General features: G+C 38.7%; 4 protein-coding genes. All 4 read right to left on the reverse strand.

Features of this window, described 5'->3' with window-relative positions; all coding sequences use genetic code 11:
- Positions 1 to 54: 54 nt before the first annotated feature.
- Positions 55 to 6,357, reverse strand: coding sequence for a DEAD/DEAH box helicase (locus KV201_RS04325; RefSeq protein WP_226058612.1), 6,303 nt, complete (start codon positions 6,355 to 6,357; stop codon positions 55 to 57).
- Positions 6,358 to 6,366: 9 nt separating this feature from the next.
- Positions 6,367 to 9,690: an STY4851/ECs_5259 family protein gene (locus KV201_RS04330; RefSeq protein WP_226058613.1), complete on the reverse strand. Its 3,324-nt coding sequence runs from the start codon at positions 9,688 to 9,690 to the stop codon at positions 6,367 to 6,369.
- Between the two features lie 16 nt (positions 9,691 to 9,706).
- A complete protein-coding gene (locus KV201_RS04335; protein ID WP_226058614.1) occupies positions 9,707 to 13,159 on the reverse strand; it encodes a DEAD/DEAH box helicase family protein in 3,453 nt (1,150 codons plus the stop codon).
- Between the two features lie 62 nt (positions 13,160 to 13,221).
- Positions 13,222 to 14,733: a sigma-54 dependent transcriptional regulator gene (locus KV201_RS04340; protein WP_310795097.1), complete on the reverse strand. Its 1,512-nt coding sequence runs from the start codon at positions 14,731 to 14,733 to the stop codon at positions 13,222 to 13,224.
- Positions 14,734 to 14,790 lie beyond the last annotated feature (57 nt).

Below are 14,790 nucleotides of genomic sequence, written 5' to 3' on the forward strand. Positions count from 1 at the left end.
GTGTTTTATCGCCAAGATGATGTGTGTGCTAGTAAATTAATCAGTTTAGGTTTATTACGTTATCTGGTTAACGTAAATATCGGTTGACCAATCAAAACTGTTTTTGACACTAACAGTGTCATAGATTTTAGTTAATTGGATTAATTGATCTTGGACATCATAAAATTCAAATTTTGCATTGTGATACTTGAGATCATGTTTCCAGTAACCTAAGCCTTGATCAAAGCGTATTGAGAAGCTTAATCCTGAGGCAAATGTTAGAACCAGTTCTCGACGATGTTGTATGTTGCCTCTATAAGTCGCAACATCTAAATTGATAGGCATTTTTAACCCCAATTTAAACCAGTGTTCAAACATCTCACGCATTTCTTGCTGGTCGTCCCAATCATGTTCGACCTTGGAGCCAATAGAATCTTTTCTGTTATATAAAGTAAAAATGTCGACTCTTGGTGACACGGTAGCAAATGGTTTAAGTAATTCCCCCAACATTAGCAGTGACCAAGGATTTTGAAGGTAGCGATCACTGTATTGAATGGTTTCAATGTGTTGCGAGTCTAAAGCCTGTTTAAGCACTTCGTTGTTATCTTTTAAGGCTTGCCAAAAATGTTGGCCAAATTCAGTTAACAGACCATTACATTCTTTAGTTAGCTCTACCGCAATTTGGGTTACCTTTGCGGTTTTTTGCCACACAGAGGTATCAATAGACACTATAGACACATCTTGATGTAGGTTTGATTTAATTAAATATGAGTTATCTCTATGCTGTAACCAATTTTGATCTGGGTTTGCCACAGTGAGGTTATTACTGGCGATGGTAAATACTCCATCACTGTTATGAACTTGCGCCAATATATGGCCGCTGTCGCCGTTTACAGCTGAAACACTTGGGTTACCTTGATAAAGCTTAACGCCTTTGGCATGAAGTTGAAGTAAGTCGTCAATTATGACTTGCTCGAATGATGCTAACTGTACGTCAGAAGGTATTACGATATTTAATGAAAGCTCATCATTGAAATTATCATACTGCTTTAGCTTTCGTCTAAATGTACTTGCCGCTAAATCCCATTCATTTGGATCGTTTGATAAAAACAAAGATATAGCCGTAGCCTGCTTATTCAACGCTATGTGTATTTCTTCAAATGCACTTTGGCTTGCATGTTGTGATTGGGTAAGCAGCTGCATTGACTCAGGTATAGCTAAACTTAGACTGAAATCTTTTGTTAGCCAATCCAGAGCCATTAAGCGATTTAGATTATCGACATCGTGACGCGTGTCGGCATCAAGTAAACAAGCGGCACATAGGCTGTCGCATTGATCTTTACAGTGAAGCGTGTCATAGGCCTTTGATAGGATAGCGGCAATCATGGTAGACCCACTAGAGGCAAAGCCTGCTCCTCCACTTATCGTGTCATAAAGTTGTATTGCTAATACCGGCTGTGTATTGATTAACGTAGGTTTTATTGTATAACCCATTTCATTATTCAATATGCCTAAACTTGCTGCGAGTGCGTTACGCGTGGCAACTGCAAGGGTTAATGCGATTGATCTATTTTCTGTATTTGGTCCGGTGTCGTTTAGATATTCACCGGTTTTTGGGTGGCAAAGTACTATTTCCAGTACATCGGTTTTAGTTTGACTACCGAGATAAATATCTTTGTGAATATGTGAAGACCCTTCGCAGTCGTGGTGACGGCCATCATTTTTATCTTTTTTAGATCCGCGGATTGGTTTATGTGGCTTTTCAGGTGTTAATGTTGTGGGGAATTCACCCTGTGCGGTAAGGGATTCTGCGCGTCCACAACTCAGACACATTGCATAGCCTTTACCGTGTTCGCCTGCGCTGTAGTTAAATACACTTCCGTCTGTACCGTAGCGCATAAAACCCAGTTTAGGATTAGGTAACGGGTGAATTGGACTATTAACACTGACCCAAGCTGGTTGAACAGGGATATAGTGTTGAGTGGTAATATTGTTTGTTGGCGATGCATAGAAATCGGTGACAAAACCTGTGGGCTGAAGCACTTTTAATTTGTCTTCAACTTTTATTGAATGGCCACAATGAGAACAACACAGGTTACTGTCAGACGTTTGAATTTCTGTTGTATAACCTGTTTGCCCGCAGCTAACGCAGCGCCATGCTAAATCAAATTTTTGGGCATCTTTAGCGTCTGCAACAGCAATATTTTGCCAGTTAAGCGATACGCCAGCAGAACGGAATACACGGCCATCGATGACCATTTCAGCACCTGGTGCATACTCACGTATGGCAATTGCTAGATTGCGTGACGGTAAGCCACGCAAACGAGAGATATTGTCTTCTCGTTCAGCATTATTTTTGCTACGTCCTTTTTGCTCACGTATGAAATCTTCAATATTGGAATTATCCAGATTGACAATATCTGTAGGGAATCCATAACCGGGTAAAAATGCTTTTGCTGCTAGCTCACGTAACAAGTACTCGCGACGATGACGTTGTAATTCCATGCCTAGTCTAAATGCATAAGGGCCATCCTTTTGAGTGCTGCTGAGTTCTTTTTCAACACTATGAAGTTCTTTTAACCAAGCAGTTTGAAGCTCTTCAATGCTATTAACCGTTACATCGACTAATGACTGGATTGATCGACCTTCTAAAACTGTCCCCTTAGTTAGTCGTGAAATATCTTTCTCAAATGAATCTATTTGGGCTGCTATATTGGCTTTAAATCGATCACAAATACTCAAGGTTTCACTTTCGTAAAACCAGCTTAAATTGAGTGATGTTTTCTCTTTTTCGGTATGACCTACTTCTTGTGTTAAAAAAATACCCAGTAAAAATGCATTAACATGACGTTGTGTTAATCGCGCCGAGTTAAGTGAGACAATCGGCGCCGATATTAATGTTGTGAATGGCCAAGCCGGATTGTTGAATACTTGAGTATCGTGTGGGTTAGATTTACACAATGTAAAAGCTAAAGCTCGGGACTCTTTGCTTCGCCCTGCTCGACCTGCTCGCTGTAAATAGTTAGCTGGGTGCGGTGGCACGTTGTTCATAACAACGGCTGAAATACCGGCGATATCGACACCCATTTCCATGGTGGTCGAACAATTCAGCACATTAACTTTGCCCTGCTCAAATAATTTTTCATAATTTTTTAGACGTTCAGATGACTGCTGCGCCGAATGTTCTGCAGTGCGGTAGTAAAAGCCACCTTCGATAGTTCTATCGTTAATATCTGTCCAGAGGTTTCGAGAACGTAATAACTGCACATCTACATTGTCAGCGACTAATCTTCTAATTTTATTAACGCCAATTTGAAAATCTTCTTGTTTAGCCGAGAAGCTCCAAGCTGCTGGGAAATTGACTTCTTCACATCTAAAGTTACCACTATTCAGATCCCTCGGTAGATACGGGGTAATAGACCTTAACGTTGTATCTATAAGTTTATTAGTAATTGGACAAATGAAAGCTTTTTCAACGAATGAAAAAGTCATTTTACTGCGGTCTAAAAAGAACTGATTACCTTCATAGCTTAATATGGGGTGAAGTCCTTCTGTTAGGGCATCCCATGCATCACGCAATATATTATTAATAATATCTTTATCTATATTTTTTTCGATATCTAGATTAAAAGCCAACACTAGTAACTTAGCTAGTCTGTTTAATTGATTACCTTTAATTTGTGGCCATTTCTTAACTCTATTTTCATCATCTTCATTAGATAAAGGGTTTCTTAACGTTTTTGTTGCAAAATTACTTCCAATCCAACTTTTCCAGTCTTCATTTAAATTTATATAACTGTTTTCTCGGACATAAAAATCGAGGCACGTTTTTAAATAATCACGCCAATCCTCAATCGACCCTGGCCAGATACTGGGTAAACTAGTAATTTTATCGAGACCAAGGTAGCTAACTTTAACCATTCCTTGAGTTTCTAAGCTGTTTTGACGTTTAGGACGACGAGCAAACTCACGAACAAGCAGCAGCTCGGCAAGCTTTCTTGGTCCTGCAGAACCATCAAACACTTCTGGATTTGCATATTTATTATATTGAAGCATTGCTTTGCTTACACTGCCATGTGCAATCAAACTGTCTATCATTTGAGACCAAGACAATGTAATCAGGTTGAGTTTACTTGCAGTACCTGCCAATAAAGATGCAGCAAGTTCATTTAGTTCATTTGCTTTGTCTTTAAGTCCCATAGAGGCCATTTGTTTTGCTAATGCAAAAAGATCTTCGGGTTTGGCATCTGCATTTGGCTTTTCTTGGATAGGTGCTTCAAGTTGAGCTTTTTTTAGGATGTCTACAACTAATCCACGCAACTTTGAACGTTCCGCTTCTTGTTGCATCCGAACAGCCATTCTGGCTGTTCCTTGCCTACTATCAGTAAAGGTAATTAATTTCCGACCTCTTCCGGGTAAAGATTGAGGACCTTCTTGATCTCCAGGCTTCATTTCATGGTCAGGGCAATATTCTAAAATGGTTGGAACTACGTTAGCTACATAAAATGGCGCACCGAGAATACTCCGGCGATAGGGTAAATGACCACTAAACCCTTTATAGCTGCAATTCGAACATATCGGTTGCGTTGTTTCATTGTAAAAATAAGGCACGCTGTTGGAGGCTAAACTTGCAATTTCACCAGTTTTAATATCAATTTTGATTGGTGAAAAATATCGTTTATCATCTTTGTCTGCTTTATCTTGTTTACTAGACAAAACAATTTTTGAAATACTTGAAGAAGATTTTTTAGTTTCTTTTGATTCATCATCATCATCGTTACTTTCTACAGTCAGTGAAAATTCATCACCAGCATCTTGCTGCCATTGACTTAATTTTCCATTTTTATCTGCCCCCAATAGATGCGGTTCATTGCACTCATTACAAAAAGCTAGCTCAAGCACTGGGGCTTTAGTGTCACAATCACAATGAGTTCTACTTTTTGAATAAACGTAACCATATGGCCAGTTTGTTTTAAGCTCTGTATCTGCTTTTTTCGAACAGCTAGGATCGATACAGGTAAATAATCCACTGAACATACGTTGAAAATAATGCGCTCTGACTTTTAAAAATGCTTCTTTATTGGGCGCGGGTTTGGTCGCCGTCAGTAAATCTATCCAAAGCAATAAAGTTTGTTCATCAAAAGGTTTATCACCCAATAGATTAGACACTTTCTGATTTATGTCTTCTAATGTTTGAGGTATTGATGAGTTCACAAACACAGTTCGAATCGCTTTAGCAATTGATGAACTGGCTAGAGCATCAAACCTAGTGCGTGAAACGTCCAAACTAAAATCTTCTTTTTTTACCGTTTCATCTGCTGGGATAGACATTAAGTCTTTAATACTGGTATGTTTCTCTTCAAGTCGGGGTATTTGTGGAATGACCCTTTGGCCACCAATCACGGTAACTTGATCTTGGTTAACACCAGCCAGGTCAGCTAAGTATTTTTTGAGTTGATTAGCGGTATCTTTACCGGCGATCGTAGCCGATGTTGCCACGAATCGAACATCTTTTGCTTCAACACCAAAGGCTATTAATACTCGTCGTAATTGCAAAGCCAACTCAGCGGCTTGAGACCCTACATAAGTATGTGCTTCATCAAGTACAATCCATCTTAGTGATTTTTGTTTTTTTGATGCTGCAATGATAGGAGCATCAACTTGTCGCACCATCATGTATTCAAGCATGGTGCCGTTTGTGACTAAAATGGGTGCTGGCTTTTCTCGCATTAATTCACGTGACAAAACCTGATTGGGTACTAAATTTTGAGCTGATGAAACTTTAGCCTTCAAATTTTCTGTATTACCGTTGTACAAACAAAAACGCATGTTGTTGCCAAAGTGCTTAGTCCAAGCATCCAAACGCTCTTTTTGAGAGTTGATTAATGCATTGAGTGGATATAAAAATAGCGCTCGGACGCCCACAAGGGGCTCATTGGTTTGCTTTATCTCCCGATAAAGATCTTCAATCACTGGTACCATAAAACATTCTGTTTTACCTGAACCAGTACCACTGGTTACGACAACAGATTGAGGATTATCATTTAACAACATTTGCCAACTTTTCAATTGATGAGTAAATGGCGAATACTCTGCATTGAATCGATAGCGCCCATTATTTGTATGATCGAGTGCTGTGATGACTTCTTTAGACAGTAGTGTGCCTTTCAATTCAGATATACTGACTTTTGCAGGCTCCCAACCAAAAGTATGTTCAAATAAAGGTGAAGATAATAAAGACTCGCCTTTGCCACTCGGTTGATTTAATACACTTTTTAGGTGTGTTCTTAAGGATGGGTTACTAATACCAAATACACTCAATGACGCTTCTTGTGCACGCTCTGCTGCTTGCTTCGTTAGCTGTGAAAAATATTCCATAATAAAGCCTTAAATCAATTCTGAAAACGTTAATAAATGGAATGTATACATGCTTGCAAACCAATTAGGATCAAAGTCACGTACTTTCTTCAACTTAAAAATTGCATTTGATGAACTATCATAAATGTCTGATAAATTAGCTTTACCCGTTGATACAGCAGCTAAGAACACAGGTAAATAAATAACAGAGTTTTGGAAGTTATGTAGACTGTTAATATCTATCTGTCCGAGTGAATTATTTTGATACCATTTACTTAATTCGTAACCTTCACTATCAGGCCACACATCGTTTTCACTGTGTTCTCGTAATAGGTCTTGTAGCCAATCCTGTCCAGCTATGTTCATTATTGGTAGTGGTAGCTTAAGTTTGGGGTCAATCTTATTTGTAATCAGATAACTCACTAACTCTTCGCTAAAACCTGGTATATGATACAAAATAGATTCATACCAAGGCTCTGCTATCATTTTTACGTATTGTTTATCGACACCTTTTTGCTCTAACCAATCGAGAACTTGTTTATAAGTTTGGATGAATAATTCTGGTGGTGTCACTTGCCATAGAACCGGAAACTCTGATTCTATTCGCGCCATAAATTGTGGATTAGCTTCGAAACGATAAAAACACAGTATTAATGCTTTGGGGTTTGCCACAATTTCACGCCAAACTTGGAATGTTGTTAAGGACAAATTTTGATAGTTGCTGAAGAGTTTAACCAAAAACTCCCATCCACTATGTTGTAGGTTATCAGCCATTTGCATTACAACATCAGCTATCACGTGAGTATTAAATTTAGGATGATATGCTTGAACAGCCCGTTGTAGTGAGTTCACCTGTTGTTTTACTTGATCGTGATCAGCTTCGTCTTCTGACATATGATTGCTACTGTCATGACCTACGAGCAATTTTGCTCTGAAATTTGTCGCACTATTTGAGCTTGGTACTATTAACCATGGACCTTCATTTTTATCTACTTGCGGCATTTCATAATGACCAGTGGATATGCCTTCACTAATTAATGCTTCTATTTTTGTGGGTGTTCTTTCAGGATTGCTCATTTGCATTAGTAACAACTCTGCACCGGCTACAACATTTTGACCTTCCGCTGAAATTTTAAAAAAACGTTTATCTTCAGTTTCGTATATTCGGCTACTATAACGATATATTTTATATTTTAAGTTGCCAGAGAAGCTCGAAATGGTCATTGTGACCTGTGCATCCAGATCTGGGGCTAAAGAAAGTAATTCGTTAATTTCATCTTTAAAACTATGTAAACTTATAATTGTAGGTTGTTCACCAACACGGAATTGATGTTTAAAGTATGGTGGCGATCGACCTTGGTTTTCTAAAACAATATCTATTTCGAAGTTAGCAGAGCATTCAGCTGATGCAAACAAATGTAAACGACTGCCGAGCAGATCATCTATTGATAAGTGCTTCTTGAGAGGCTCCCCTATAGCATCAAATACAAATGCTCCTTGTCTTGGATAAGGCAGCTTTATATGAATTGGGGTAGCCATTAAGTTTGGTGTAATACTTAGGGTCAACTCTGATGGGGGTAGTCCGTCACAAGATAACTGTAAACAAACTCCGTCGGGTGTATCTTTTTTGATAAAAGTCACTCTATCGGTTGATATGCTGTAAATCATTTTGTTTTTTGTTGTTATATTTATTTCACCCTGACCGATCTGTATTCCTGCTTTAGTTGAAATTTTCACTCCAGGAGGTAACAGGCCTATTCGTTTTCGGAATAAGGTTTCACCATGTTGGTTTTTTAATGCAAATGTTTGGCGACCATAAAGTTCGTGCAACATTAATTCTGACTTAGGTTGGCCACTTATGTATTCAGTTAAAACATGATCCAAAGAAAGGTCACTGTCTATAAACCGGTATTTAGGCAGTCCTAGATACGTCGCACTAGGTTCCGTGTCGTAAGTTATCATGTCCCCGAATAGGTTAAGTCCTAACTCGGCTGTTGATGTATTCAATGATTTAACACGATATTTATCATCGTCAAGGGTTATAACAATTTCACCTTGAAGTAATATGAAATTGGGTTTTGAACTATGAATATTTTGTGGCCATGACGAAACTTCACCGTTAATGATGTTGTAATTAGACGATTTTGGTAATATTAAATACAACTCTTCTTTGTGACTAAATGTGGCTTGACCAGCATATTTATACTCGCCATCTTGCTTGATAAATCCAACTGGCATCTCATTGAGAAACACACTAGTGTTATCCAATAACCATCGAGCAATTTCGCTTCCACCTTGCCTAGCTACAACTGACAATTGAGTCTCGGATGATTTTCTCAACACCCTAATACTTCGATTTCTAACTTTGATTAATGCGGACTCACCTGTTCCATTTATATATGAAACACCTAAATTTTGTAAATCCTGGGTTGATTCCGCCAAAAACAACTCTAATCGGTTTGATTTAAGTTGATGTGGTTGTGTTTTCATTATGAGTTCATCAGGTAAAAGCAATTTTGTAGTGATGGTTAGCTCATTTATATTTAGGTAATGTTCTGTTAATAACTTTTTATTAAATTTGGTGCGTTTAAAACCTTCATGACTTGCTTGTAATAACCAAGAGTTAACGATGTTTGTTCCAATACTGTTATCTAGAGGAATTGGGAAATCTTCGCGCCATTTGGGTGAAACATTATCTAGGTAGTCTGCGGGGTTTGATTTGTTTTCTAATGCAAAAATATCCACAAGATTGACCAGTTTTTCTGTCATTAAAGTGATTAATTGAATAGATTCTTGTTCATTAAATGCTTGAGGTAACGATTGAACATTGATGGCTACAAGCTTTTCAATTGGTTCTCCAAGTAATTTTGCTACCGCGACATTTTTCAAAATCCGCTTAAGGACTTGCCCAAATTTATTGTCATTGTTACTTAACAATTTAAATGGAAGTCCTCCTTCTGAAAACAGAGTACCTAAAAAATTACGGCGTTCGGTGTAAGTTTTTATAGGTCTCAGCCAATAAGATTCAATACCTTTAAGCACTGTTTTTTCAATTTGAGACGGAGTTAATTCATCCCCCAAATCAACCCATATAGCATGCCAACTCCAACCATCATTGCTTTCATAGTTACGCTGATACCATACGGAGCAATACAAGCAAAAAATGGCTGCCCATGAAATATTATTGTATCCATGAAGTTTACTGTCTTTATGCTTAAAAACTAGTTCTTTAAGTAACGTATATTCAGCTTCAGTTGCTTGATATTCATATAATGGCTTACCTGTAGGTTGCCGTAATCCTCTGTCTTTTAGAAATTGACCAAGCCATTGTGATGGGGTTATTAATTGATTCATTTTGAATGACTCCCTGTCATATCATTTGTTTAAATTCTTGATTTTTTTCAATTAAATAGATTTTATTGCCTAATTGAACATCAAATTGAGTAATGAAATCTTGAATAACATCTGCTTGCTGCTCGCTAAATACCCCATCTAATCCCATGTCATGGACTTGAGTAAATGGTGCATCATAAAGTTGGGATATTTGTATCGACCCATAACGAATTAAATGATTTTGCAACATGCTAATAAAACGCTGTTGTTTGGCATTCATGTGGGTATGGCTTTGTTGAACAAATTCAGTAAATTTTGTTTCAATATTGTCTTTATCCATTCCGACAATAGTGCGCAATATTTTGTCTAACGTGGCGGTTGATTCAGGGAAAAAATCTTTTAGGGTATTTAAATCAACGTTCGGATTTTGGGTATGCACAAGGGAGTTTAGTTTTGCTAAATCATCCTCTGTTACCGGATCGCCATTGCGAATTTTCTGCAGAACTAGGTCCGTTGCAAACAATGGCGAAAGTGTTTTTTCTACCTCTTGACGAAATATTTGATAGTCGATAGAGACAATTTTTGTTGGTCGTGTTGTTTCGCGTATTTCACTAACCTCTTCTTTTACGTCAATAACATAATCAACTGTTGGAACTTGAGCAGTTTTGTCGCGTAAATGAATGATACTGCGCAGTGCTAAACGACTTTGTTCTAATGCATCAAAGGTTAGCAAGTCCCAGTATGTACGGGTTTGAATGTTGGCAATATCTTTCGCTTTTGCACGCACTTCATTTAGGTGCATTTGTAATGACTCTACCTTGCCCATTAAACTTTGTTTAACAAGATCTATTTGATTGGGATCGGTAAACATTAGCATTTGAATGGTGGCAATTTCATTATCCAATTTATAGGCTTCAGATTGCCCCATTATGTTACGCCATTGCATTAGTGGTGCAATATACTCAAACAAATTGGCTTTTGTTTGTGGCGCAAATTGGTTAAGCGTTTTATCATCTTTACAGGATTCAACCACTTGCCAGTTATCGCGCACCGCGATAGTGTTCATATCAAGTGCTTTAATATCTTGATGGATAAGCTTTATCACGGCATCAAAGGTCGTTATGTCTGCCTTTTTAAGCGCGGTTTCAGCCAGTAACAGACGGCTTTCAAACAGTTTTTGCGTAAGAGATTTAGCCTGTTTTACATCTTCTTCGCTTGGGTCCATATCGAAGTAGTTGAAGTTTTCCCAGTGGTCAAAAATTAAGAAGTGGGTTTTATCTTTGCCTTTTCCGTAGAGATCTTTGCATAGGCGTGTGCCACGACCAATCATCTGCCAAAATTTGACTTTTGACTTAATGGGTTTGGCAAATACAAGATTTACGCATTCTGGAACGTCAATTCCGGTGTCGAGCATATCTACTGAGATAGCAATGCGAGCACTGTTTACTTCATTTGATTTAAAGTCATCAATTAACTCTTCTGCCCGTTCATATTTTGAATGGATAACGCGACAAAAGTTACTGCCTAATTGAGGATACATTTCGCCAAACAGCTGCGACAGGAGTTCAGCATGAGCAATGTTGCGGGCAAATACTATGGTTTTACCAGGTAGTTGACCGTCACTATCACGCAGGCCTTTTTCCATTAAATTACGTAAAATAACGCGATTGGTGTCTTTATTTTTTACCGCTTCATCGACTTGTTTAGCGTCAAAGTTTAACTCGTTAGGGTCAAAGCCTTGATCTTCTAATTGTGCGATTTGTTCATCTGTGAGGTTATCTTTTTTGATACCTTCGCGTAAAAATTTAGTGGTTAAACTAACAATTTTATAAGGTACTAAGTTACCTTCTTCAATCGCCTTTTCTAATGGGTAATTAGCCGTAGGCAATTTGAAATCACAACCAAATAACTGGCACGTTGAGCGCGATACCATTTCAACAGGTGTGGCGGTTAAGCCGACCTCTAGTGCATCAAAATATTTAAAAATATCACCATAAATATTATAGATAGAACGGTGTGATTCATCAGCGACAATTAAATCAAAATAACCAACATCATATTTTTGATAAATACTCATCATGCCAGGGTAAGTAGCAATGAATACCCTTGAATTTGTAGCTAACTCTTTTTTGGTTTTACCTACGATGTATAGTGGCTCATTGGTAAACTCATTAAAGGCATTGCCCGCCTGTTTACGTAGCTCTTTACGGTCACATAAAAACAGTACGCGTTTGGCCCAGCCTGCATCGAGTAGCCGTTTAGCCAGCGCAATAGATACACGCGTTTTTCCTGTGCCGGTTGCTTGTACGATAAGAGATTTGCGATGTTTATCGGCGAAACGTTCACATACACGAGTGATTGTTTCCATTTGATACAAACGGCCTGCGACATTGGTATCGATTGGTGTTTGATTTAAATCTTTTTTAAGGCCTCTCTGTTTAATTAGATATTGCAGCGAGTCTTTAGAGTAATAGCCGTAAAGTTTACGACTGTTATAGCCTTGGACATCGTCTAATATACGGATGTCGTAACCGTTAGAGTAAAATATAACCGGTCGTTGATTGTACTGTTTGTGGAGTGCATCGGCATAAAGCTTAGCTTGTTGCCTGCCTTTTTCGACAGATTCACGAGTCCGCTTCGCTTCTATTACTGCGAGTGGTTTTCCGTCATCGTCCCAAAGCACATAATCTACATAACCTATGCCTGTACTGGTAGGCTGATCAGTTACCTGTACTTCTTTACCTACTTCATCTGTGCTCGTTTCATCAAGAGACACCTGCCAACCAGCAGCCCGTAGATCCATGTCAATGATCCGCGCACGAGTTTCTGCTTCGCTAAAGTTAAAACTTGCAGTGATAAGTTTGTTAAGCGCCTTAATTTCACCGACTTTTGCTTCATTTATCGTTTGCTTGAGTCTTTCGGCTTCTTGTTGGGCTTGTTTTTGTGCTTGTTGAGACGCCTCTAATTCTTCTAACGCTTTTTTGAGCCGAGCTTCATTTTGGCTCAGCTGTAGTGCTAGTTGTTTATTTTTTTTAGTAAATTCAGCATCACCTTGATTTAAGGGCTGCTTTTGTTCTGGCGCAGTAAATTCTGGGCAATCAGCTTGTTTCCCATTTCCGTAAGCCATAAATAGATAACAGGCAACATAATAGCTTTCTTTTAAAATCCAAATAGCTTGTTGTTGATCGACTCGACCTTCGTGTGCCGCTTGATTACCGCTTTTGCGTATTGCGTGAAGTTTATCGGTAATTAAATTGGGGACTACGCTAGTGAAATCATCCGATGTGAGCTTGTCATAGATATTTGAATTGGGAAAAGCAGGTAATTGAAGTTCTTTATAAAAATAGCCGACAACCTGTTCAGCAAAACAGCGAAGTTTAACCAATGCACTTTGTGGATCTGATATCGCATACTCTTCAGCAAATGCTGCTAATTGATGGAGCTGTGGCCATTTTGTTTGAATATGCTCAAAATTCATTGATTGCTTCATTCCGTGTTGCTTCCTTATGTCCCTACTGCATTCGCAATAACAATGCCAATCTGCCGCGATGGTTATTTTTCTATGTCAATCTGCAAACGCTTCATCCAATTGGTTAGCGTTTGATGATCTTTTAAGCCCAACATTTGCGTGGCTTGCTTTTTTACATTGCCACTGGCCTTTAACGCGGCTTTGACATAGTTTTTTTGAATATCATCAGTGAGTTGAACTATATCAACTTTATCGTGAAGAGACATAGATATATCAGTGGCTTGTTGTGGTTTATGTGATGCAAGCAAGGCATCTGCAAGATCGTTAGCTGTGATAATGCTTGAGTCGGACCATAAGCAGGCCCGATTTAATGTGCTCCATAACTCACGAATATTACCTGGCCAAGCTTGATTGGAAATAAACTCTATTGCTTTTTCGCAAATATTCTTACTTTGATACTGAGGATGTTTGGACCCAACGTGATTAATTTGGCTAATGAGCTGATTGACTAATTTTGGGATATCTTGCTTTCTCTCTCTTAGTGCTGGCATTTGGATAATGCCGACCGCGAGTCGATAAAACAGATCTTCTCTAAACTGGCCAGCGGCGATCTGTTGTTGTAGATCTTGATGTGTGGCCGCAATGATTCTCACATCCACATAAATGGGTTTATTGTCTCCAAGGCGATTAATCTCACCTTGCTGTAAGGCTCGTAGCAATTTAACTTGAATATCAAGAGGCAGCTCCCCTACTTCATCGAGAAAAAGCGTGCCGCCATCGGCTTGCTCAAATAGACCAGCATAGTCTTTGTCCGCCCCCGTAAAGGCCCCTTTTTTATGGCCAAATAATGTAGAATCTGCCAAGTTTTGCGCAAAAGCGCCACAATTGACGATTCTGATGGGTTTATTGGCCCTTAAACTTCCTTTATGGATGGCATGAGCCATTAATTCTTTTCCGGTACCCGTTTCACCTAAAATCAATGCAGGGACTTCAGCGGCGGCAATTTTTTGAGCTTTAACAATAAGGGCTTTCATGGCGGGTGATTGGGCAGTTAAAGCTGTAAACGCTGTGCTGTGCATGGATAAAGCACTTGCACTCGAGGCAATGTTCTTAGCGGCAGATTTGACATAGGTATGAATAAAATCGAGGGGGATATCCACCTCAATTAATTGATTATCTGGGGTGGTTTGTAAAAAGTGGGTATTGGGCTTTCCTTTACCTATAAGCACTGACAAAGTGGTCATGGTTGGCGTGCCGGATGTGAGGTTTATTGAAAGCGTTTGCGCTTCATCACTCAGTTTTGCTATCCAATGTTCGCTAGTTTTTGCAATTGACTGATAATCAATCGGGCTATTTATATGGGCTTTAAAGACTTGAATATCGTGAAAAGGACGCTGATTAATGGCCAGTTGTTTTTTTAAATAGCGTTCAAATTGTGGCCACAGCTGTTCATCTTTATTGGATAAAATAACTATTTTATCGAAGGGAATTTTGGATTTTATTGCCAAGGTTACAATTGCGGCGCCCTTGTCAGACTGCATGTTTTCAAGGTCTTTATTACCAAGCCAGGTAAGTAGTATGTTCAATGTGGTCACTCATCCATTAGTTTGTAAATAATATTACATCAAATAATTTTATTTACTACTAAGAAA

The organism is Shewanella sp. SR1, from assembly GCF_020447145.1.
Taxonomy (GTDB): domain Bacteria; phylum Pseudomonadota; class Gammaproteobacteria; order Enterobacterales; family Shewanellaceae; genus Shewanella; species Shewanella baltica.

What these genes read in the sequence shown, in the direction of transcription:
- KV201_RS04335 (WP_226058614.1), bottom strand. Translation starts at nt 13,159, where the DNA reads ATGAAGCAATCAATGAATTTTGAGCATATTCAAACAAAATGGCCACAG.
- KV201_RS04325 (WP_226058612.1), bottom strand. Translation starts at nt 6,357, where the DNA reads ATGGAATATTTTTCACAGCTAACGAAGCAAGCAGCAGAGCGTGCACAA.
- KV201_RS04330 (WP_226058613.1), bottom strand. Translation starts at nt 9,690, where the DNA reads ATGAATCAATTAATAACCCCATCACAATGGCTTGGTCAATTTCTAAAA.